Origin of the sequence: Bradyrhizobium sp. U531, assembly GCF_051710265.1 — a bacterium.
Classification (GTDB): Bacteria; Pseudomonadota; Alphaproteobacteria; order Rhizobiales; family Xanthobacteraceae; genus Bradyrhizobium.
Genome location: NZ_JASVEN010000032.1, coordinates 1 through 1,312, shown reverse-complemented (window position 1 = coordinate 1,312; position 1,312 = coordinate 1). Strand labels below are relative to the sequence as shown.

Sequence of the window (1,312 nt, the reverse complement as noted above, 5' to 3'; positions counted from 1 at the left end):
TGTCCAGACCGGATAGATAGGTAACAAAGTAGACCGGATGGATGGGTGACAGTTCTCTGTCGGCTGGGAGGAACAGCCGATGCCTTGGCGAGAGAGCTGTGCAATGGACCAACGGGTAGGCTTCATATCGGACCATCGAACTGGTCTGTGGACAATGACTGAGCTTTGCGAGCGCTACGAGATCAGTCGCAAGACCGGTTACAAGTGGCTGGATCGCTACCGGTTGGAGGGGCCTAGCGGGCTTGCGGATCGTTCCCATGCCGCGCGGGTGCATGGGCGAGCGACGCCTCAGCACATCGTGGATGCGATCGTTGGGCTGCGGCTTGAGCGGCCGAGCTGGGGGCCGCGCAAGATCGTCAGCAAGCTTGAGGCTCGCCAAGGGGACGTCGATTGGCCATCGGTCTCGACGGCGGGCGAGATTCTCAAGCGGGCGGGACTGGTTGACGACCGCAAGGTCCGACGACGAGCGCCGCCGCGGATGGGGCAACTGACGGTGCCTCAGCATGCCAACCATGTGTGGGCCCTCGATCACAAGGGCTGGATCCGACTGGGCGACGGATCTCGCGTTGAGCCGTTCACTGTGACCGATGGTTTCAGCCGCTATTTGATCAGCCTGGCGGCGACGGGCAGCACGCAATATGCCGAGTGTCAGGCGCCGCTGGAGCGAGCGTTTCGCGAACACGGCTTGCCGCAGATCATCCGTTCCGACAACGGCTCGCCGTTCGCCTCGACCGGAACGACCGGTCTGACCGCGCTGTCGGTATGGTGGATCAAGCTTGGCATCCGTCATGAACGGATTGACCCCGGCCATCCGCAGCAGAACGGCCGGCACGAGCGTTTCCACCTCACGCTTCTGGAAGCGATGCGGCCACCGTCGCCGACCAAAACCGCGCAAGCCCGGCGGTTCGCAGCATTCGTGCGCGACTACAACGAAGAACGGCCGCACGAGGCACTTGGCCAACGTCCACCTGCCAGCGCCTACTACTCCTCCCCTCGTGCGATGCCAAATCGGCTTCCGGAGCCAGATTACCCTGTTGAAGCAGCGGTGCGCCAGGTTCGCTCCAATGGTGAGATCAAATGGCGTGGCGATCTAATCCACCTTTGCAGCGCTCTCGCTGGTGAGACAGTTGCCGTGGAGGAAACCGCCGAAGGGCAATGGCAAGTGCGCTTCTTCAACGTGCCGATCGGCATCATCGACCAGAAAACATCAGCGCTGCGGCGCTGCGCTAGCGCAGCGCCGCAGCGGACCGAACCATGAACGACTGTTACCTATCCATCCGGTCTGTTCTGTTACCCATCCATCCGCTGGACA

1 protein-coding gene is annotated in these 1,312 nt (G+C 62.1%); it reads left to right on the top strand.

The annotated features are described in order from the left end of the window. The first annotated feature begins 103 nt into the window (after positions 1-103). Entirely contained in the window at positions 104-1,258 is a 1,155-nt protein-coding gene (locus QRQ56_RS39165) for an IS481 family transposase (protein ID WP_438747114.1), read from the top strand. Positions 1,259-1,312: the final 54 nt, after the last annotated feature.